This is a genomic window from Ideonella sp. WA131b (genome assembly GCA_023657425.1).
Classification (GTDB): domain Bacteria; phylum Pseudomonadota; class Gammaproteobacteria; order Burkholderiales; family Burkholderiaceae_C; genus Rubrivivax.
In genome coordinates, this window is the sequence record JAGTJW010000001.1 from 1,116,264 (window position 1) to 1,136,517 (window position 20,254).

15 protein-coding genes are annotated in these 20,254 nt (G+C 66.2%); 2 read left to right on the forward strand and 13 right to left on the reverse strand.

The genetic code is table 11. From position 1 onward, the window contains the following. Window positions 1–265: 265 nt before the first annotated feature. The 13 genes from KA711_05160 to KA711_05220 all read right to left on the reverse strand — a co-directional run bounded on the left by KA711_05160 (window position 266) and on the right by KA711_05220 (window position 16,431). Window positions 266–655 (reverse strand): hypothetical protein, encoded by a 390-nt coding sequence (locus KA711_05160; protein MCM0608372.1) that lies wholly within the window; start codon window positions 653–655, stop codon window positions 266–268. Between the two features lie 4 nt (window positions 656–659). Further along, window positions 660–1,190 (reverse strand): hypothetical protein, encoded by a 531-nt coding sequence (locus KA711_05165; GenBank protein ID MCM0608373.1) that lies wholly within the window; start codon window positions 1,188–1,190, stop codon window positions 660–662. Then, on the reverse strand, window positions 1,172–1,936 hold the full coding sequence (locus tag KA711_05170) for a TIGR04255 family protein (protein MCM0608374.1): 765 nt from the start codon (window positions 1,934–1,936) through the stop codon (window positions 1,172–1,174). The genes KA711_05165 and KA711_05170 overlap by 19 nt, the downstream gene beginning before the upstream one ends. Window positions 1,937–2,023: 87 nt before the next feature. Further along, a complete protein-coding gene (locus KA711_05175) occupies window positions 2,024–5,248 on the reverse strand; it encodes a type I restriction endonuclease subunit R (GenBank protein MCM0608375.1) in 3,225 nt (1,074 codons plus the stop codon). Between the two features lie 27 nt (window positions 5,249–5,275). Then, window positions 5,276–5,653 carry a transcriptional regulator gene (locus tag KA711_05180; GenBank protein ID MCM0608376.1) on the reverse strand — a complete coding sequence of 126 codons (378 nt, stop codon included), beginning with the start codon at window positions 5,651–5,653 and terminating at the stop codon, window positions 5,276–5,278. Window positions 5,654–5,675: 22 nt separating this feature from the next. Continuing rightward, window positions 5,676–5,978: a type II toxin-antitoxin system HigB family toxin gene (locus tag KA711_05185; GenBank protein ID MCM0608377.1), complete on the reverse strand. Its 303-nt coding sequence runs from the start codon at window positions 5,976–5,978 to the stop codon at window positions 5,676–5,678. Continuing rightward, complete coding sequence (locus tag KA711_05190; protein ID MCM0608378.1) at window positions 5,951–6,256, reverse strand: hypothetical protein; 306 nt, start codon at window positions 6,254–6,256, stop codon at window positions 5,951–5,953. Before KA711_05190 ends, KA711_05185 begins: the two co-directional genes overlap by 28 nt. Further along, complete coding sequence (locus KA711_05195) at window positions 6,253–7,467, reverse strand: hypothetical protein (protein MCM0608379.1); 1,215 nt, start codon at window positions 7,465–7,467, stop codon at window positions 6,253–6,255. The genes KA711_05190 and KA711_05195 overlap by 4 nt, the downstream gene beginning before the upstream one ends. Next, window positions 7,464–9,011 (reverse strand): SAM-dependent DNA methyltransferase, encoded by a 1,548-nt coding sequence (locus tag KA711_05200; protein MCM0608380.1) that lies wholly within the window; start codon window positions 9,009–9,011, stop codon window positions 7,464–7,466. Before KA711_05200 ends, KA711_05195 begins: the two co-directional genes overlap by 4 nt. A 654-nt stretch (window positions 9,012–9,665) precedes the next feature. Further along, the gene (locus tag KA711_05205; protein MCM0608381.1) at window positions 9,666–12,032 is read right to left on the reverse strand and encodes a DEAD/DEAH box helicase family protein; all 2,367 of its coding nucleotides are present in this window, start codon (window positions 12,030–12,032) and stop codon (window positions 9,666–9,668) included. A gap of 294 nt (window positions 12,033–12,326) precedes the next feature. Next, a complete protein-coding gene (locus tag KA711_05210) occupies window positions 12,327–13,802 on the reverse strand; it encodes a transcriptional regulator (protein MCM0608382.1) in 1,476 nt (491 codons plus the stop codon). Beyond that, entirely contained in the window at window positions 13,802–14,980 is a 1,179-nt protein-coding gene (locus KA711_05215) for a restriction endonuclease subunit S (protein MCM0608383.1), read from the reverse strand. The genes KA711_05210 and KA711_05215 overlap by 1 nt, the downstream gene beginning before the upstream one ends. Next, window positions 14,977–16,431: an N-6 DNA methylase gene (locus KA711_05220; GenBank protein MCM0608384.1), complete on the reverse strand. Its 1,455-nt coding sequence runs from the start codon at window positions 16,429–16,431 to the stop codon at window positions 14,977–14,979. The genes KA711_05215 and KA711_05220 overlap by 4 nt, the downstream gene beginning before the upstream one ends. 1,015 nt (window positions 16,432–17,446) lie before the next feature. On the opposite strand from KA711_05220, the gene KA711_05225 reads away from it, so the two are divergent. Next, the gene (locus tag KA711_05225) at window positions 17,447–17,671 is read left to right on the forward strand and encodes an AlpA family transcriptional regulator (protein ID MCM0608385.1); all 225 of its coding nucleotides are present in this window, start codon (window positions 17,447–17,449) and stop codon (window positions 17,669–17,671) included. Window positions 17,672–17,680: 9 nt separating this feature from the next. Then, complete coding sequence (locus tag KA711_05230; GenBank protein MCM0608386.1) at window positions 17,681–20,176, forward strand: DUF3987 domain-containing protein; 2,496 nt, start codon at window positions 17,681–17,683, stop codon at window positions 20,174–20,176. The last annotated feature ends 78 nt before the right edge of the window (window positions 20,177–20,254 follow it).

The window sequence follows — 20,254 nt, forward strand, 5'->3', positions numbered from 1 at the left end:
CAGCGCGCTCAGGGGGGGGCCACAGTCCGGCCAGGGCATCGCGGCCGAAGCCCGTGTCGGCCAGGCCGGCCAGCAACTGGCGGCGGGCGTCTGAGTTGCTCCACGGGCGGCGCAGCTCGTCCTTGTGCTTGAAGAACTCGGGCAGCGCACTGCAGACCTCCTTGATGCAGAACGTAGCGAATCGCCGCCAACCCGCATGAAGCCTTCGTGTCACTCCGCCGAGTTCCGAACTTGGACATGAACTTGGACTCGCCAACCCGGCCCGTCACTCGTCTTCGTAGACAACCAAGATCGCCTTGTCGGCCAGCTTTTTGGCAATGATCCGGTTCTTGGGATCAGCGGTCCAACCGCGCACGTTTGCATGACGCTCATGTGGATCGGGCGCCGGCACCACGTCCAAGCCCTCTACGAATAGGTCCTGCGCAGTCAAGGTGCAGTGGCCCTTCAGTGGCAGCTCTGGCCGGGCCACGAAGCGGGCGCCCAGGTCGACGGTGTCCGCCCTCTCCATTCCCAGCGTGCGGTAGACACTAATGTCTCCGTCCTGAAGCCTTGGCAAGAAGGCCGCAAAGTGTGGCCGGCCCATCCCGCGCCGCAGGTGAGACGAACTGCGGAGGAATCGAGCGATCTCCTCCCCGGGATCGACCACCTCGTCCAACGGCTCAGTTCTCCGGTTGCATCAGCTCCGAGAGCAGGGCGATCTCGTGCCGGCCCAGCGTTCCCGCGAAGTTTCGGGTTCCGTGCATCTCGTTGCCCATACCCAGGATCGCCGAGTGCTCAATGGTGCCTGTGCCCTTGAGTGCCAGAACCAGCCATCGACTCGGTCCCAGATCCCACTCAAAGGCAATCGCCCCTGAAGGCTCGACGGTCGGGACGGGGGCAACGCACCACGGCGGCAGCGCAGTCAGGAGCTCATCCGCCTCACGCATTGCTGCAGAAGTTGGCACCACCTGCTCGTCTCCGGCCGCAGCCAGCCGACTTGCCTCTTGGTAGCCGGTGCTCAGGGCAACTTGCACCGGCAAGATGACCGCTTGTCCGCTTGCAGTGCGCACGGCATCCAGAAAAACTCGCTTGAGCTGCGAGGCCAAGTGCTCGGCCGCGTCACTCACTCCAGCCGATACGCTGGATGTACCAAAACCGAAGTGGCGGCCCGGCGAAGCAAGTGTTGCACTGGTCACAAGAAAGCCTTCCAAGTCGGCTCGGTGAGCGAACCGAAGAATGCCATGTTCTTCGCGTCACGCAAAGAATCGAGACGACCCCACATTTCGATGGCATTCGGACTCATCGTTTGCTCACAAGCCGCATCGATGTCGAGCACAACGTGTGCCCGTCGCCCGACAACATCCCCAGGCGCAGGCTCAAGGGATTGCAGCACAGTCAAGACGATGCCTTCATCCGGCAAGGGAAAGATGACGCGCGTGACGAACTGGGTCAGGGTCTGTGGCAGCAACGGCGGGATCTTCGGCCCGGCGGTAAGCAGTGCGTCCAGATCGACGTTCTCAGCGTCAGGAAGCGGCACGCGGTTGATGTACCGCACGCCCAGCCGCAAGATGGCCGATGGCTCGAAAACTTCAACGTAGACCGGCCACAGCTCTCGCAGTGTTGCGACGAGACCATCCCAAGACTCGTAAGGCGGCAACCGGCTGACAGCCAGGCCGTCGCTTTTCGCTTGAACCACCCAGCGACCTTCCTGATCGTCCAGGCGCACGCCGATCAGGCCGGTGGAAACGTCGTTCTTGAGTTCCTCGTCGCTGCCGAACTGCATATGCGAGGCCACATAGCGAATGTTCTGGTCCTTGGGGAACTGGTCCTTCAGGCGATCACGGAAGGCATTGAAGTCCGCCTGAACAACAGGTCGCGAGAGCCGCACGCGGATCTCGATGACCGCCTCGGCGACGGGCGCCTTGGTCAAATGTGGGTACGACTGCATCGTTGACATCGCCCTATTCCATTTGGGGTAACGTACCGAAGGTCGCCATGCAGTCGAGGGCGCGATCGCGCCTTCCGGGGCGCCCCAGCGACGCGGCTATTGCGGAGACTCACTTCGGCCCGATCCGTTGTAGTGGTCGTACACATGCGCATACGCCCGTGCCATCTTCTCGGCTCGGATGTCCCGTGTGTACGCCGGCGGCAACCGCCGCATCTCCACTTTCAGCGCCTGCATCACCCCCGCCTTCGCCTGCTGCTTCTCCCGCCAGTCCAGCACCAGCTTCTCCCGCTTCAGCGTCGACAGCAGCTCACGGCACACCTTCTTGACCTCAGCCTCCTCGGCCTTGGTCAACACCGGCTCGGGCTTGGTCAGGATGTCGAACAGCGCCAGCTCCTCCTCGGTCAGCCCCTCGGCGATGCCGCGCTGATCCTCCTCGCTCAGCGCCTGGGCGAAGGTTTTCAGCTCCTCGAAGAACGCCTCGATGTTCTGGCTGCCGGCGTTGTACTCGTCGATCAGCGCCTGGAACTTCTCGGCCAGGTCCATGCGGGACGCATTCACCGCCACCATCGCGGCCAGCTTGCCCGCGATCAGACGCTTCAGCTTCTCGGCCTCGGTGCGCTTGTGCCCCTGGGCGAACTTGGCCTGCAGCGCGGTGAAGTCGATCTCAGACAGGTTCACCAGCGCCTCGGGGTTGCTGGCCGGGCCGATGTGATAGCCCTCGGTGGCGATCGAGTCGTTGAGCAGTGCCTCCACGTCGCTCATCACCGCGCTGATGTCGGGCGGGTCGGTCTCGGCGTGGATCTTGGCTGCCAGGTACGACACCAACACCGACAGCGGCGCCAATTCGTTGGCGGCCGCGTCGGGCAGGATGGCCTTAAACAGACGCGATACCCGGCTGGCGAGCTGCAGGAAGTGCTTCTTGTCCGCCTCGCTGCCCAAGAACGCTTCGACGGCGTCGTCGATCAGGCCGATGCGCACAAAGCCCTGCGCCCGGGCGATGGCCTCCAAGGCAACACCGCGAACCTGGGCGAAGCCCGCCACCTCGTTCAGCGCGGTATTCAGCGCCGCCACCAGCTCGGCCTTGTCGAGGATCGGCCCGCCAGCCTCGCCCTCAGGCCCACCCGGCCCGCCAGCGGCCGGCCGCGCATACGTGGCCAGCGCGCTCTGCAGCGCCCGGAAGATGCCGACGTAGTCCACGATCAGCCCGCTCTCCTTGCCGGGCGCCACGCGGTTGGCCCGCGCGATGGTCTGCATCAGCGTGTGCGCCCGCATGGGCTTGTCCAGGTAGATCGTCGAGCAGGTTGGCACGTCGAAGCCGGTGATCCACATTGCGCACACAAAAACCAGCCGCAAGTCGTCTTTCTCCTCCTTGAACTTCTCGTCCAGGCTCTCCTTCAGCATGCGCTGCCGGTGCGGCACGATGTCCAGGCCCTTGGCTTTGAGGTCTTCCACCTCGTTCTGGCCCTGGCTCACCACCACGGCCATGTCGGTGGTCTGCATCAGGTGGATGCGCGCGATCAGCGCCTCGCGCGCATCGCCTTGGGCCTGCTCCAGCGCCGCCTTCAGCCGCGCAATCTCGGCCTTCCAATGCGCCTGCACCTTGTCGAACATGCGCACCGCGGTGGCCTTGTCGATGCACACCATCATGGCCTTGCCGCGGTAGCCGCGGCCGGTGAAGTGCGCCACCAGGTCCTTGGCGATGGCCTCCAGCCGGTCTTCGCGGGTGATGATGTGGTACTCGCGGCCGAACTCGCGCTCGAGCTTCTTCTCCTGCGCTTCATCCAACTCGGCCGCTTCGAGCAGCGCCTCCAGGTCGCGATTCAGTTCCTGGTTGGTGAGCTGCACCTCGGGGATGCGGTTCTCGTAGTACAGCGGCACCGTGGCGCCGTCTTCGATAGAGCGCGCGAAGTCGTAGACGCTGACGTAGTCGCCGAAGACCTCGCGCGTGCGCTCCTCCTCGCCCTTGATCAGCGGCGTGCCGGTGAAGCCGATGAAGCCGGCGTTGGGCAGCGCGTTGCGCATGTTCAGCGCAAAGATGTCGTACTGGCTGCGGTGCGCCTCGTCGGTGATGACGATCACGTCCGATCGGCTCGACAGCTCCGGGTAGGGCTGCCCCGGCTCGTTCCTGAACTTCTGTATCAGCGTAAAGATGTAGCGCTCGTTGCCGCGCAGCAGCTCCTTCAGGTGCTCGCCGCTGGTGGCGCGCACGTCCTCGCGTGCGGTGGCACCGGTGGCCTTGAAGGTCTTGCTGATCTGGTCGTCCAGCTCCTCGCGGTCGGTCACGATCACGAAGGTGCAGCTGCCCAGCACCTTGCGCAGCACCTTCTGCGTGAAGAACACCATCGACAAACTCTTGCCCGAGCCTTGCGTGTGCCAGAACACGCCCAGGCGCTTGCGTTCCAACTTCTCCGTCTCGCGCAGCTCCACCAGCCGCGCGATGGACTTGTTGACGCCCAGCACCTGGTGGTTCTTGGCCGTCTTCTTGACGAGACCGCCCTTGCCCTCCTCGAAGACAGTGAAGTTCTCGATGTAGTCGAGCAGCCGCGCCGGCTCCAGCAGGCCGCGCAGCGCGCGCTCCAGGCTCACCTTGCCGGCCTCGTCTTCGTCGGCCACGCGCTTCCAGTCGAAGAAATGCTCCCAGGCGCTGGTGAGCGTGCCGACCTTGGTGTCGGAGCCGTTGCTCAGCAAGATGAAGGCGTTGGGGTGGAAGAGCTGCGGCACGCTCTGGCCGCGGTAGTCGCGCAGGTTGTCGTCGAAGGCGCTTCTCAAAGGCACCGCCGGCTTCTTCAGCTCGATGAACACCAGCGGCAGGCCGTTGACGAAGGCCAGCAGGTCGCAGCGGCGGCGGTACATGTCGCCGGCCACCCACATCTGCGAGGCCAGGAAGAACTCGTTGTGGGCCGGCGTGGCCCAGTCGATCACGCGCAGGGTCTCGGTGCTGTGCCCACCGCGCTCGTCGGGCACCTTCACCTTCACGCCGTCTTTCAGCATCCGGTAGAAGTCGCGGTTGGCGTTGACGGCGATCTGCTTGGAGCGGTCCTGCGCAAGCTGCTCGACGGCCTGCGCGTAGGCGTCGGCCGGCAAGCCGGGGTTCAGCGCCACCAGCGCCGCGCGCAGGCGGCGGGTGAGGATGACCTGGGTTTCGCTTTCGCGGCCCTCGCTGCCCAGTTCACCGAAGGTCTCTGCGTACAGGTTCTTGAAGCTCCAGCCCAGCGATGCCAGCAGGTCGATCGCCGGCATCTCGACGAGCGCCAGCTCGCCATAGCCTGCAGACGCCTCGCGGGCAACGAGTACCGCGCTCTTGCCCGAACCGTCGCTCACTGGGTGTTGCCCGTCACGAAGGGCGCGTCAACGCGCCGCGGGTACCAACACGGTTTGCCGGAGCAAGCTCTCCGCAGGAATGCCAAGCCCTGCATGCAGCTTCTGGATCATCGGCAGCGTCAGGCCGCGCCTGCGGTTCAGCACCTCGTACACACGATTGCTGCGCCCGATGAGGGGTTCGAGGTCCTTGGGAGTCAGTCCCTGCTGCTCCATACGGAACTTGATGGCTTCCACGGCGTCGGGCAGATCCATCGGGAAGTGCTGGCGCTCATAGCCCTCGATCAGCGTCACCAGCACATCCAGCCGGTCGCCTTCGAGCGAACGCGCTTTGGCCCCCATCAGCGAATCGACGGCCTTCAAGGCGGCCCGGTAATCGGCCTTGGTGCGGATCGGTTTGATGTCCATCTTTGCCACTCCTTCGCGGGGGTCAGATCGTCTGCGCGTCGATCGCGTCGTATTGCCGGTGCGTGCCAATGAAGCGGATGTACACCACCCGGTACGGGTAGTTGACCCACACGACCAGCCGGTACTTGTTGCCAGCCAGGTTGAACACCACCCGCCCGTCCTTCAGGATGCTGGCCGTGCGGAACTGGGTCTTCACTGCAGCCGGCGTGGCCCAGTCGGCCTTCAGCACGTCGCGATACCAGGCCAACGCCGGCTGTTGCGCGTCCTGGTACAGCGCCCCATCGGCCCAGAACGCCTTCAGGGTGGACAGGGCAATGACGCGCATGGCGCCAGTTTAGTCCCATTTTGGGACTCTGGCGCGCCGCGTCGAAAGTTGACAGGCAGGCCGGGGTTCAGCGCCACCAGTGCCGCGCTCTGGCGGCGGGTCAGGATGACCTGGGACTCGCTCTCGCGCCCCTCGCTGCCCAGTTCGCCGAAGGTCTCGGCGTACAGATTCTTGAAGCCCCAGCCCAGCGAGGTCAGCAGGTCGATCGCCGGCATCTCGACGAGCGCCAGCTCGTCGTAGCCGGCGGAGACCTCCTTGACGCCGGGCGGTGGGGTCATGCGGCGACGGCCTCCGGCTCGGGCATCGCCGAGACGTCTAGTTCGCCGGAAATCAGCTTGGGGAGCAAGAGGTCGCGTGTCGCCGCGAGGTTCGCGTTCTTCCGTTCAAGCGTGTCACACAGCGAGAGCATCGGCGTGAGGAGATCAGCAAATTGGGCCGCGAGCTCGGGCGTGGGGCGCGCGAACGCGAACTCTTCAATCCGCGCGGGCAGAAGGTGCAGCACGTTCGCGCCGTTCGCGTGTTGCTTCACTTCGTCGGCAAAGCTAGACCACCGGAACATCGCATAGAGGTACGGTTCTCCATACACGCCACGGCTGGCGAGCCGCACAAGGTCCATCGAGAACACGCCGAAGTCTGCGTCAAGACCCGAAACCCGGCCCACCCGCGCAACGATGCGCCGCTCCTGCGTCATGTCTGTGATGCCCATGACCATGTCGCCTGGGCGGACCGTGTGCGACTCCTTGAACTGTCCTGTGTACCGCTTCAGCCCAGAGGCTCGAAAGCCACCGTCGCGCTCCATGCACTTCAGGTTCACGAACGGGCGCCCGCCTGAGTCGGCCAGCTCAGAGCCCTTGTAGGACCGACCGCGATAGACCACGGCGACGTCGGCGACAGTGCCGATCTGCCACCCCTTCGGCATTAGCCCCAACTCGGACTCAACCATCTGGATCCCCTCATGGCCGGGGAAGCGGAAGCGGACGAACCACTCCTCGTAGATGCGCCGGGCCATCTCCTCCAGGATCGCGATACGCCGCGTGTTGTTCTCGATCAGGTCGTCGTAGGCGGAGAGGATGGCTGCTATGCGACGTTGCACGTCAAGCGGCCAGACTCGCAGCCTTTCTTCCTTCAGGTACTTGAAGTGGCGCTCGTAGCCGTAGTTCTTAAGCGGCAGCGCTCGGATCGCATAGTGGAAGTACGAAATGTCGAATCGCTCATCGGGGTAGAGGAGCTGGGTCCCGTCTGCTCCCACCGCAAAGGGACTCTTCACGAACTTGATGTGCCGGTTGTGGTCTCCAAAGATCACTACTGGTAGCGGGCCGGTGTAGAGCAACGACTCGTCATTGACATAGCCACCAACAAACTTCGTACCTTGATCGATGACGGGGTATGCGCCCGACTCCAAGTAGTCCGTCGTCTTTACCTTCGGCTGCCGCGCGATCTTCGCAAGGCATTCACCGACAGCGATTTCGCAACTACTTTGCCGGCTCATCCGACCCGCCCGAGCAGTTGCGTCAGGTTGTCCGAAACCTGCTGCTGAAGAGCGTCCGCCTCACCGCCAAGAGCAACTAGCTCCTCGGCTAGGGCCTCGACCCGCTCTGCAAAGTCGAAGTCGTCGGCCGCCCGCGCGCCGACACCAACGTAGCGCCCTGGGTTCAGACTCCAGCCCTGGGCCTCAATCTCGGCCAGCGTCGCCGCTTTGCATAACCCGGCTGTGTCAGTGTAGCTGCCGCTCGGAAACCGCTCAGCCTGCATCGCCTTGCTGCCGGCGTCCAATTCCGGGCTCTCACCTCGGTAAAGCCGCACCACGTTGGCCAGGAACTCCAGTTGCTCGGGTGCGAACTCTCGGATCGCGCGGCTTACTTGCCTAAAGATCGGCCGCGCGTCTAGGAACAGCACCTTGTCCTTACGCGGCCCGCGCGCCTTGGACCGGTCGAAAAACCACAGCGTGCAGGGCAGCGTGACGGTGTAGAAGAAGTTGGACCCGATGCTGACGATCACGTCCACCGCGCCGCTCTGGATCAGCTTCTTGCGGATCTCCAGTTCGCTGCCGCGCGCGTCGCCGGCCGAGTTGGCCATCACGAAGCCGGCGCGGCCGTTTTCGTTGAGGCTGGCCGCGAACAGCTGGATCCACAGGTAGTTGGCGTTGTCGGTGGTCGGCAGACCAATCGCGAAGCGCGGGTCGTCCTTGAGCCGATCCTTGTCCACGCCGGAGACGTTGAACGGTGGGTTGGCCATTACAAAGTCGAAGCGGCCGGGGGCTTTGTGCGGGTCTTCGTAGTAGGTGTTGGCCTCGCGCACATCGCCCGACAGGCCATGCACCGCCAGGTTCATCTTGGCCAGCTTCACGGTGTCGCTGGCCTTCTCGGTGCCAAACACGGTGAGCTCGCGGGTGGCGCTCTTCTGGTGGCGCTGCACGAAGGCGGCGCTCTGCACGAACATGCCGCCCGAGCCGCAGGCGGGGTCAAAGATGCGGCCGTGGAAGGGCTGCAGGATCTCGACGATCAGCCGCACGATGCTGGTGGGCGTGTAGAACACGCCGCCCTTCTGGCCCTCTTTCAGCGCGAAGTTGCCGAGGAAGTACTCGTACACCTTGCCAAAGGCGTCACCCTCCAGGTCCAGCGGCGCCAGCAGACGCAGCAGCTCCACCAGTGTGGCGTTGGGCAGCAGGTTGTAGCCGCGCGGCAGCACGCCCTTCAGCTCGGGGTTGTGTTCTTCCACCAGCGCCATGGCGGTAGCGATGGCCTTGCCCAGGTTGGCGCCCTCGTTCAGCGCCAGCAGGTTGCCGAAGCGTGCCGCGTCGGGCAGGTAGAGCACGCCCTCGGCCTGGTAGTCCATCGGCTCGCGCTCGGCGGGCGGGATGCCCTTGGCGTTGAGGACGAAGGCGCAGTCCGAGAAGCGCTTTTCCGCGTAGCGCAGGAAGATCAGCCCCAGCACCGGGGTCGAGAACTCGGACGGCTTCAGGCCGGTGTTGGCCCAGAGCTGGTCGGCGGTGGCCCAGAGGCGGCTTTCGATCGCGACGAGATCAGAAGACATGCAGGGTGGTGCTGGTGCAGATGAACGGGCATCAAGTATTCCCGATGCATGCGGCCTGCGGCGCGATACTGGGTGCTGCGATCGCCGCTAGGCAGTAATCACCCGAGCAAGGAGCCTGCGCTTGGGCGGATTCACACAAGGCCTGATCATCGCGGCACAAGGGTCTGCCACGGTGCGGGATCGCATCCCCTTGGGGCAAGGCGCAGAGGGGCTTTCCCTGAGGCCTGGCTGCAGGGCGCCTCGTTCAGACCTTGGATCAACTTCTCCGACCTGAACGACCCAGGTCAGCGCCAGCGGGTGATCGCGGACCCGGCCGACCACACGAAACGGCTGGTGAACGCTTTCAGGCACCGGCTCGAAGCCCTGGGCAACCAGGCGGGCTGCGGGGCCTCAACCCGACAGCCGCTACTTGCCGATGCAAAACTTCAAGGTCGCCGGAAAGCCGCGTGGATGCGGGGGGTCTGGCGCTTAGAGGCTGATGTGTACATGGGCGTGTACACGGGAAGATCCCACCGTTCCAGATGGGCAGGGCGCGTCCGCAGCAGGCGGGTAGCTGGTGTGTATCCGCCCACCAGCTGGTGCGTATTTGACAGCACCTGGCGTGTATCCGGGATGGGGAGTCCGTTGGCCGACTTTGTCCAACAAGCTGTTGGACTATTCCGAGTACAAGTGCCGCTGAAACCCCACGAATACGCGCCGCACCTGGTCAGGCCTGCCGAGTTCCACGAAGGCATCGGCGATCGCGTTGCGGTACTTCAGCTTCAGCAGTGGTGACAGCTTGTCGGCGTCGAGCTCGTCCACGCCCTGCGCCACGTACTGCGCGAGTACGAACTCCACGAAGGCGCGCTGCTTGTCGGTGAACTCGGCGGCGGTCGCAGCACGCGCGGCGGCGGCGCGCTCGGCGCGCGGGACAGGCGGCGCGGCAAACGAGACGTAGGCGAGCACATCGAAAAGGTCGCTGTGCTCTGCCTCGATCACGCGCTGCATCTCGGCCAGCGCATCGCGGCCGAAGCCCTTGTCGGCCAGACCGGCCAGCAGTTGGCGGCGGGTGTCCGGGTCGCTCCACAGGCGGCGCAGCTCGTCCTCGTCCTTGAAGAACTCAGGTAGCGCACCGAACAGCGACTCCAGGAACTGCGCGGCCGACATCGGCCGGCCGTCAGCACTCCAGAACGAGGTGGCAGCCATGTGCTGAAGCTGCCGCTCCTTGCCATCGGCCAGGCGCACCTTGATCGTCGCGGGCGGCTTTTCCTCCGGCGTCGTCTCCGTGCGCGCTGGGTCATTGACCTCCGCAGGCGGCGGCTTGCCGTCGGTCGTCAGCACCCGCGGCTCCGGCTCCACCGGCTCGCCGTCCCACTCGGGGTCGCTGAACAGGTGGTGGGCCTTCACGAAGTCGTGGATGGTGAAGTAGTCCTTGCCTTCGTACAGGCGCGTGCCGCGGCCGATGATCTGCTTGAACTCGATCATCGAGTTGATAGGCCGCATCAGCACGATGTGGCGCACGTTGCGCGCATCCACGCCGGTGGACAGCTTCTGCGACGTGGTGAGGACGGTCGGGATGGTCTTCTCGTTGTCCTGGAAGTCGCGCAGGTGCTGCTCGCCCAGTGCGCCGTCGTTGGCCGTCACGCGCACGCAGTAGTTCGGGTCGGCCACCGTCTTGCGCTGGTTGATCAGGTCGCGCACGGCCAGCGCGTGCAGCTGCGTGGCGCAGAACACCAGCGTCTTCTCGCGCGGGTCGATGGCGTCCATGAAGATCTTCACGCGGTAGGCCTCGCGTTCCTTGATCTCGATGAGCCGGTTGAAGTCTTTCTCCTCGTAGCGCCGGCCGGCCTCGATGTCGCCGTCGACGATCTCGTCATCGGGCGTGTAGACGTACTCGTCCAGCGTGGTGGCGATCTGCCGCACCTTGAAGGGCGTGAGGAAGCCGTCGTTGATGCCTTCCTTCAGCGAGTACTGGTACACCGGCTCGCCGAAGTAGGCGTAGGTGTCGGCATTGACCGTGCGCTTGGGCGTGGCCGTCAGGCCCAGCTGAACCGCGGCGCTGAAGTAGTCGAGGATCGCTCGCCAGGAGCCTTCGTCGTTGGCGCCGCCGCGGTGGCACTCGTCGATGACGATGAAGTCGAAGAAGTCCGGCGGGTACTCGCCGAAGTAGGGCGAGCCGCCAGGGCCGCTCATGAAGGTCTGGAAGATCGTGAAGAAGATGCTGCCGTTCTTCGGCACGCGCCCCTTGCGGCGGATGTCGGCGGGGTCGATGCGCACCAGCGCATCGTCGGCAAAGGCCGAGAACGCGTTGTAGGCCTGGTCGGCCAGGATGTTGCGATCGGCCAGGAACAGGATGCGCGGTCGGCGCGAGGGCTCCGCACCCGCGCGCCAGTCGTTCAGGTTCCAGCGGCTGTGGAACAGCTTCCAGGCGAGCTGGAAGGCGATGAAGGTCTTGCCCGTGCCGGTGGCCAGCGTGAGCAGGATGCGGTCGCGCCCGGCGCCGATGGCCTCCAGCACGCGGGCAATGGCAATCTCCTGGTAGTAGCGCCCCTGCCAGGTGCCGCCCTTGTCCTCGAAGGGGATGGCGGCAAATCGCTCGCGCCAAGCGGCAGCCGCCGCTTGGGCCTGCGCGAAGGTCTGCGCCCACAAAGCCTCGGGCCCGGGAAAGCCCGGCACGTCACCCTCGGCGCCGGTGGCCATGTCGATGCCGTAGACCGCCTGCCCGTTGGTGCTGTAGGTGAAGCGCACCGCGAGCTTCGCGGCATAGCTCTTGGCCTGGGCCACGCCCTCGGTGTGCGGCCGGTCCAAGGCCTTGGCCTCCACCACCGCGAGCTTGGTGTTGCGGTAAACGAGCACGTAGTCGGCGATCTCGGCGCGGGCGCGGCGCCCTTGCCCCGCACCACCAGCACCGCCCGCGCCGGGCTGCAAGCGCCCGAGCGTGATGCCGTGCTCGCGCAGCACCCGGCTGCCCTCGACCACGCCCCAGCCGGCGGCCCTGAGCGCGGGGTCGATGTGCTCGGCGCGGGTTTCGGCTTCGTTCATGGTCGGGAGCCGGTGCCGAGGGCGGAGCCGCCGGCCCAATCGGACGCGACCTTCCGGGAACGGATTGCGATTAAATAAGCAAGTGCTTGATCCGACGGTCTTTTTTGGCCCTTGTCTCGTTCCACGCCGGCGGGCGATAAAACAGGCCCCGGGTCGTGGTCGATCAAAACCCGATCAAGAAATCGCGGCACCGCCCGGCGCTCGCAAGTCGTTGATTGGCCACGATGCGCACCGGTGCCGACCCCGCCGCGAGCCCGGGAAAGGGCCGGCAGGATCAAAACCAGATCAAGAACTTCAGGCCCAGTGCGGCACATAGCCGGCCCTCGGGTGGTCTGGGTCTGCAACGCGGATCAAGCCGGCCTCCAGCGCCTTGCCGATCACCTGTGACGCCTGGGACGCGTTCCTCGCCTCGATCCCCAGCCGGGCGCACAGCGTCGAGTTCTTCATCTTCTCCCCGCTCAGGAACTTGAGCACCGCATGGAAGTAGCAGGCCCGCACCCGTTCATCGGGGGTCATGTCAGCGAAAGTCCGCGGCCCGTAGAGCACCACGCGCATGGCGCCGTCCTCGGGCTTGAACAGGGGCGGGGGAAGCTGGAAGAGCTCGACGGCCGCGATCACCTTGTCGAGCCCGCTGCCCTGTTCCTCGCAGAAGCCCATGCGCCGCATCAGCGACGACAGCGCCTCATTTCGGGAGCGCGGCGGAAGGTCGATCATGCGGTCGGCCGCCACGAGCGGCCGCCCAGGGTTGGTGATCTCGATGCGATCGCCAAACACCTCCACCTGCGGCCCGGCGCCCGTGATCGTCATGTCCTGGTGGATCAGCACGTTGGCCAGCAGCTCGCGGATGGCCAGCGCTGGAAACAGGGGGTGGGCTTCACGCAGCGCCGCGCCGATATGCTCGTTGCGGGGCAGCCAGGCATTCAAGGTCTCGACCAGCGCCTCGAAGGCCGCCGCATAGCCGCGATCCTCGTCGTGGCGGTGCGTGACCGCGGCGGCACGGTTGGCGCCGCCATAGGCGACCATGCGCACGCCCTTGCGGGCAAGGCTGGGGTCGAACGCGCTCAGGCGCGCAGCCAGCACGACGGCGCCCAGGTTGGTGATGTTCCACTGGCCGCCGACGTCCGCGGTGATGAGCCGATCAGCCGCCAGCTTCTCCAGGATGCCCGCGCGGTTGTCCGGCAGCGGCTGCCGGGTCAGGCGGAAGTAGCCCGGGTAGTCGAGGAGCGTGAGCACCTCGTCGGCCGAGACATAAGCCCGCGCCACCTCCGACTCCCAGCGATACGGGCGCAGCCGTTCGATCAGGCGCTGGAAGCGCTCGGGGTAGTCGGTGAGCTTGGGCGTGGCGCTGCCGATGCGGACGTAGGGGATGTTCTGGAAGCACACGGGTGCGCCCGGCGCCGCCGGGATCTCCAGCAGCACCAACCGACCCAACGGGTGCGCCACCACCCGAAAACCGAAGGCCGGGCTGGGCTGCAGGTTCTGCGCCAGCCACAAGGGCAGCGGCTGCCCGCGTACCTTGGTCGCATCGGGTTCGAAGGACGTGCCGAGCACACGGTGCGAGCCGTCCTCCACGCCCCAGACCATGTAGGCCGTGTCCTGCCCCTCGATGCGCGCGGCGTTCGAGAGCGCCGAGACCCGCTTGCCCATGCCTTCGGGGTCGGTGTTCTCATGCTTGAACTCGACCCAGGCGGTCTCCGCCGGCAGCGCGCGCAGATCGTCGATCAGCGCGACGTCGCGGGGTGGCCTAGTGAGTGCGGGGGGCGCTGTCATCAGAGTTGCCCGCTGACGGCCTGGTGGAGGAGGGATTGCTTGAGTTCGTCGAGGACCGCCAGCTTCCGGGCATAGATGTCTTCAAGACGATCAGTTTCGGCCAGCAAATCGTCGAGCTCGCGAACGATCGAAAGTTGCTCCTCGAGCGGCGGCACGGCTATTGGAAACGCGCGCAAGTAGCCGAGCCCAACGAATTTCTGCGTAGTGCCTTTCGCCTCCGCCTGCATCTTGGTTGCCACCCCTTGGGAGCTCAAGTAGTAACGAAGGAAATGGCCGCTCTGATGAGGTGAAACCTTGAGAAGAGCAACATTCTTGATCGCAAAGTTCGGCTCCGTTTCGACTACGGTCGGGTTTCCAATGGTGCCAATCATTGCGAATAGAACGTCACCTCTGTGGACCGCACTTCGCTCATTGATCTTTCGGAAATCAGTTCCATCAATCAGCTTGACATCGTCAAGGCTGAGCCCGTCACGCTTCAGGTTCTTGGATGTGACCAGCGGGTACCCCTGATCGTGGTACTTCGGCGAATCGTGTGTGCCGTCCCTCACGTCGTACGCGGAACCCAGGGTGCTGGAAACGGATCGCGGGATAACCCCTGAAAACAAGGCTTCGAGCTCTCGCTCAAACACCTCCCGCGCATTCCGCAGATTCCTCTCCGCATGGGCCTTGGCGGTGGCGATGCCCTCGAAGGCTTCGTCGAGGATGGCGACGATGCGGCGCTGTTCGCTCAGTTCGGGGAAGCGGAACGGAACCTCCTTCAACTTGCCGCCCGAAAGCTCCTTGAAGGTGGCGCCTGTTCCGAGACTCTCCAACAGCGGGACGTTCGCGAGCAGGAAGTAGTAGGCGAACTTCGTGTCCACGCCGGTTGAGGGAACCAACCCTTTGCAGCCTTGGTTGAATGCCATGGGTACCTCGTTGATCACGAGATGCCCGATTGGTGCGCGAGTCGACAGGATGATGGAGCCCTCGGGAACCAACTCTGCCCCGACGCGTAGCCCTTCGTCCGTCAATGTGCGCCGACTGCCCGAGAGAAGGGGCGTTTCCAAGCCACCCATTTCAGCTGGGGTGATCCATGCATGCGGACCGTCCCAGTAGGCGGCAACACCAGTTTTCGGCGTACCACCATTGACCACGCGAAAGACCTCCCCGATAGGGCTCTCCTGCCACCCCGCCTTCACGCCACCAACCCCCGAATCCCCTTCAACACCTCCGCCGCCTCCGCATCCAGCGCCTCAATCTCGTCGAGGATCGCCTGCGGCGTGCGCATCACCACCTCACCCCCGCCATTGGGGTTCTTCACCGACAGATCCCAGGTGGCGGTGTCGATGTCGGCCACATCCGCGGCCCAGCTCTGCTTCGTCGCCGCGAAGCTCTTTTGCTGCGCGATGAAGTCGGCCAGGTCGTCGTCGTTCAGCGGGTTGGTCTTGCCGAGATTTCGCCCGGGATCGAGCTGGTAGAACCAGACGCGGCGTGTGGGCGCGCCCTTCTCGAAGAACAGGACCACGGTCTTGACGCCCGCGCCCTGGAAGGTGCCGCCGGGGCAGTCCAGCACGGTGTGCAGGTTGCAGCTTTCCAGCAGCAGCTTGCGCAAGGAGGTGCTCGCGTTGTCGGTGTTGCTCAGGAAGGTGTTCTTGATGACGATGGCCGCGCGCCCGCCAGCCTTCAGCGCCTTGATGAAGTGCTGCAGGAAGAGGAAGGCCGTCTCACCGGTCTTGATCGGGAAGTTCTGCTGGACCTCCTTGCGCTCCTTGCCGCCGAAGGGCGGGTTGGCGAGGATGACGTCGTAACGGTCGCGGTCCTGGATGTCGTTGAGGTTCTCGCCCAGCGTGTTGGTGTGGACGATGTTCGGCGCCTCGATCCCGTGCAGGATCATGTTCATCACGCCGATTACGTAGGCCAGGCTCTTCTTCTCCTTGCCGAAGAAGGTGCGTGTCTGCAGCGTGGCCAGGTCGTCGGTGGTGGCGGCCTTGGCGCTCAGGTACTCGAAGGCCTCGCACAGGAAGCCGGCCGAGCCGCAGGCGGCGTCGTAGATGCGCTCGCCGATCTTCGGGTCCAGCACGCGGATCATGGCGCGGATCAGCGGGCGCGGCGTGTAGTACTCGCCGCCGTTGCGCCCGGCGTTGCCCATGTTCTTGATCTTCGCTTCGTACAGGTGCGAGAGCTCGTGCTTCTCGGTCTGCGAGCGAAAGCGCAGCTCGTCCACCAGATCGATCACGTCGCGCAGGTTGTAGCCGCTCTGGATCTTGTTCTTGATCTCGCCGAAGACCTCGCCGATCTTGTATTCAATAGTGTTGGGGCCGCTGGCGCGCTGCTTGAAGCCGGCCAGGTACGGGAACAACGCGGTGTTGACGAAGTCGCGCAGGTCGTCTCCGGTGAGCGCGGTGTGGTGGTCCAGCCGGCCCTCGGCGTTCTTCGGCGCGGCCCAGCGTCCCCAGCGGTAGGGCTCGGCCAGGATGAAGCTGTACGCCCGCCCTTCCAGCTCGGCCTCGGCCGCGCGGTCGGCTTCCAGCGCGTCCAGGTACTTGAGGAACAACAGCCACGACGACTGCTCGGTGTAGTCCAGCTCGCTGGTGCAGCCGGCATCCTTGTGCAGGATGTCGTCGATGTTCTTGAAGGTCTGCTCAAACACGTGTTGTCCGTTCCCTGGGAATCCGGCCTTCCGGCGCGGCCGGCCGGCGGCGGCCTGCCGAACGCCGAAAGATAACGGTCATTCTCACGGAAAGCATCCTGCGGCTGGTCAGCCCTGGGTCGGACGGGCCCTGTCGTAGCTGTCTTGTCGGTGCCGTTCATTCAGGTCAGTGTTTCTGTCCGTCCCGAGCGCCTGAGCGCAACGAGAACATCGAGGGACACGGGGCACCACTCCCGGTTTGTGCCGAAGTCCTGCGTGTTGGCCTGCCCGGCACGGCTTTGGCCCCGATGACGTTCGCTGTGGCGAGTCGGCTCATCGGTTGAACCCTCTGCTGCGCTGGCAGCCCCGCGGGTTCGTCGGGTTGCGCCAGGTCGATCAGACCGCTGGGCGCTTGCTGGACGAGTCCCGCTTGTGGCGGGGTCATCAGGAACAGCTTGCCGGGGCTACCGGCTGCGGCAGGACCCCGTCACTTGGGTCCGTCACTTGCGCCTGCACCCCGCAATCGCTTGCTGGGCGCGGCTTTGGGCGCGTCGTCACTACCGGCGCACCGCGTAGTGACGACGCGCATCGATGGCGCAGCGGCTGGCCGCTGAGGGGTTGCCGCAGCCTGCCGATGGGCTCGGCGACTGGCGCAGGGGTCGACAAGTTCTCCTGCCTTGCGGCGGCCGGCTCTCGGGAGATGGGCCGGCTCCGGGCGCCCGAGGGGCGGGCTGGGCGATGCGTGACGGGCATCAAGCGGGCTGACTCAACCAACGGGGGTTCGATGCTGCGCAGGCTACCGCGGCCCATGCCATGCGCGCATCCACACTGCGGACACCGCAGCAGCGCGCTGGCCCGCGTCATGACCCGCGTCTTCCGCCAGATGCCGCTGGGCACCGCCTGGTGCGACCGGCTGCCGACAAGTTGCACGGCGTCCCGACACTTTTCCGCGCGAATCCGTATCCCTGCGAAGGCCCGCCGCTTTTCGACGGCATCCGTCACGGCGGGCCTCCCTCCAACACGGGAGCACACGAGCATGAGACACGGAACCCCGAGCACCCCGCTCATCCTTCGCCGGCCGCAGGTCGAGCAACGCACCGGCCTGTCGCGCAGCACGCTGTACCAGTACATCCAGGACGGCCAGTTTCCGCGGCCGGTGTCGCTGGGCGCGCGCGCGGTGGGCTGGCTGGAATCCGAGGTGAACGCCTGGATTGCCGCGCGGGCCAAGGCCGTGCGGCCCGGCACGGCCCCGGGCCGCTGAGGTGGCGCCATGGCCAACTCACTGCCGCCGCTGCGCGGCCTGCCCTCGGCTGTGCCCGATGTCGCCCGGGTGCTCGACCAGTTCCGCGCCGCGCTGCGCGCCCGCGACATCGTGCCGCCCGAGCCCATGGTCGCCGACGGCCGCCTGCACCGTTGCCATGCCGCCGGCCGGCATGGCCGGGGCGACGCGGCCTACCTGCTGCACCTGGACGGCATCCCCGCCGGCGGGCTGGAAAACTGGCGCGACGGGCTCGGCTGGCAGACCTGGCGATGCGAGCTTGCGCGAGCGCTCACTGACGCCGAACGCCAAGCTATGCATGAACGCAGCCGGGCGGCTCGGGCCGAAAGAGACCGCGGCATCGCGGAACGCCATACCACCGCCCGCAGAACCGCGGCCCGCTTGTGGGCTGGCGCCGCACCCGCCCCGGCCGACCACCCCTACCTCGCCCGCAAGGGCGTGCAGCCCCACGGCTTGCGGGTCTGGCGAGGCGTGCTGCTCGTGCCGATGCGCGACCTGGCCGGCGAGTTGCACAGCCTGCAATTCATCGGCGCCGATGGCAGCAAGCGGTTCCTGCGCGGCGGCCGGGTCCAGGGGCTGGCGTGCTGGGTTGGCCCGCCACCCAGGGCCGGCGACCCGGAGTCGTCCATCCTCATCGCCGAGGGCTTTGCCACCGGTGCCAGCCTGCACGAAGCCACGGGCCACCCGGTGGCCGTGGCCTTCAACGCCGGCAACCTCGAACCGGTGGCCCGCGCCGTGCGGGCCCGATGGCGCAGCACGCCGATCATCGTCTGCGGCGACGACGACCACCACACCGCCGGCAACCCGGGGCTCACCCATGCCCGCGCCGCCGCACGGGCTGTCGCCGGCCGGCTGGCCATGCCCGACTTCGGCGACGCCCGCCCACCGGACGCGACCGACTTCAACGATCTGCACCGGCTCAGCGGGGTTTCCGCAGTGCTGACATCCCTCGCCCATGCCGAACCGCCAGCAGCCGACGAAGTAGCCATCCCGATGAGTGCAGCAACCTCTCCGGACGACTGGGCCGAGCCCGAACCGCTCACCACGCCGCTCGATCCCACGCCCTATCCGGTCGATGCGCTGCCGCCGCTGCTGCGCGAGGCTGTGCTCGAAGTGCAGGCCTTCGTGCAGGCGCCGGCCGCGCTGGTCGCGTGCTCGGCGCTTTCCACGCTGTCGGTGGCCGCGCAGGGCCTGGTCAACGTGCGGCGCGACGCGCAACTCGTCGGGCCGGTGTCGCTTTACGTCCTGGCCGTGGCCGAGTCCGGCGAACGCAAGACCACCTGCGACCGCATCCTCGGCGCCGCCCTGCGCGAATGGGAGCGCGACCGCTCCCGTGCGGCCGCCCCGGGGCAGGCTGCGCACACCTCTGCCACCGCCGCGCTGCAGGCCAAGCGCGACGGCCTGCTCGAAGCCATCCGCCGCAAGCGACGCGACGGGCACGACACCGCCGAGGACGAGGCAGCCCTCAACGAACTCGCGCAAGACACCCCGCAGGCCGCACCAGTGCCCCGGCTGCTGTACGCCGACGCCACCCCCGAAGCGCTCTCGCACGCCTTGGCCAGCGGCTGGCCGAGCGGCGCGGTCATGTCGGCCGAGGCGGGCGCCGTCTTCGGCGCCCACGGCATGGGCTACGAGACCATCCTGCGCAACCTCGCCCTGCTGAACACGCTGTGGGACGGCGGCGAGATCGCCGTGGACCGCCGCAGCAAGCCGTCGTTCCGCCTGCGCGACCGCCGCCTCACCTTCGGGCTGATGGTGCAACCCGCGGCGCTGCGCGGGTTTCTCGAACGCGCGGGCACGTTGCCGCGCGGCAGCGGGTTCATCGCGCGCTTCCTGATCGCGTGGCCCGCCAGCACCCAAGGCACGCGCGGCTACCGGCCCGCACCGGCGACGATGCCGGCGGTGGAGCGGTTCGGCGCGCGCGTCCGTGAGCTGCTGGAGATGCCGCTCTCGACCCACGCCGACGGTGGCCTGCAGCCGTCGGAACTGGCGCTGTCACCACCGGCACACGCCGCCTGGGTGCAGGCGCACGACCGCATCGAGCGCGCGCTGGCCTCGGGCGGCGAGCTGTCCGACATCCGCGACGTGGCGGCCAAGGCCGCGGAGAACATCGCACGGTTGGCGGCGCTGTTCCATGTGCTGGCCCACGGGCCGGTCGGCGTGATCGACAGGGACGCGATTGCTGGCGCAGCGGGGATCATCAGTTGGCACCTGCACGAAGCCCGACGCCTGCTCTCCGACCTCGACACCCCGAACGACCTCAGCGGAGCCATCAAGCTCGACAACTGGCTGATCGCCGAGGCAAGGCGCACAGGCAGCCATCGAATTGCCACGAACCGTGTCTACCGATGCGGGCCATCCCCTGTCCGGGACGCGAAAGACATGAAGACCGCGCTGGCGACGCTCGCCGAGCGCCGACGCGCGCGGATGGTCGAGGACGGCCGAAGGAGGTTCGTGGAGGTGAACCCGATGCTGCTATGCGAGTGACCGCTGCAACAGACCCCAGGTGATGTTCAATGGCCCAGGCCCGGGGGCCTTGCGACTGCTGCGACTCCTGCGACCGAT

Excerpts from the sequence above, each read along its gene's own strand:
- KA711_05170 (MCM0608374.1), bottom strand. The coding sequence starts at position 1,936 with ATGTCAACGATGCAGTCGTACCCACATTTGACCAAGGCGCCCGTCGCC.
- KA711_05180 (MCM0608376.1), bottom strand. The coding sequence starts at position 5,653 with ATGGACATCAAACCGATCCGCACCAAGGCCGATTACCGGGCCGCCTTG.
- KA711_05185 (MCM0608377.1), bottom strand. The coding sequence starts at position 5,978 with ATGCGCGTCATTGCCCTGTCCACCCTGAAGGCGTTCTGGGCCGATGGG.
- KA711_05190 (MCM0608378.1), bottom strand. The coding sequence starts at position 6,256 with ATGACCCCACCGCCCGGCGTCAAGGAGGTCTCCGCCGGCTACGACGAG.
- KA711_05195 (MCM0608379.1), bottom strand. The coding sequence starts at position 7,467 with ATGAGCCGGCAAAGTAGTTGCGAAATCGCTGTCGGTGAATGCCTTGCG.
- KA711_05200 (MCM0608380.1), bottom strand. The coding sequence starts at position 9,011 with ATGTCTTCTGATCTCGTCGCGATCGAAAGCCGCCTCTGGGCCACCGCC.
- KA711_05205 (MCM0608381.1), bottom strand. The coding sequence starts at position 12,032 with ATGAACGAAGCCGAAACCCGCGCCGAGCACATCGACCCCGCGCTCAGG.
- KA711_05210 (MCM0608382.1), bottom strand. The coding sequence starts at position 13,802 with ATGACAGCGCCCCCCGCACTCACTAGGCCACCCCGCGACGTCGCGCTG.
- KA711_05225 (MCM0608385.1), top strand. The coding sequence starts at position 17,447 with ATGAGACACGGAACCCCGAGCACCCCGCTCATCCTTCGCCGGCCGCAG.
- KA711_05230 (MCM0608386.1), top strand. The coding sequence starts at position 17,681 with ATGGCCAACTCACTGCCGCCGCTGCGCGGCCTGCCCTCGGCTGTGCCC.